At 69.9% G+C, this 206-nt stretch carries 1 protein-coding gene; it reads left to right on the top strand.

The window, feature by feature from the left end:
- Window positions 1–206 (top strand): FG-GAP repeat domain-containing protein (locus IF30_RS43035; RefSeq protein WP_037903388.1); only part of this gene is annotated, 206 nt, incomplete at both ends.

The raw sequence follows: 206 nt of genomic DNA, 5'->3' as shown, positions 1-206 counted from the left end.
CCGATTCGAGCCGGGTACGGTTCGCGGACTGGGACGGCGACGGCAAGGCGGACTACATCCTGGTCAATCCCGGCGGTTCGGTGCGGGTGTACCTGAACACGGGCGGTGACGGACACGGGACCTGGCAGGACATCGGCCAGGTCGCATCCGGTCTGACCACGGACGCGAGCCGGGTGCGGTTCGCGGACATCGACGGCGACGGCCGC

The organism is Streptomyces sp. NRRL S-350 (assembly GCF_000719705.1).
Classification (GTDB): Bacteria; Actinomycetota; Actinomycetes; order Streptomycetales; family Streptomycetaceae; genus Kitasatospora.
The sequence above is the reverse complement of the archived record's forward strand: the minus strand, read 5'-3'. Positions and strand labels throughout refer to the sequence as shown.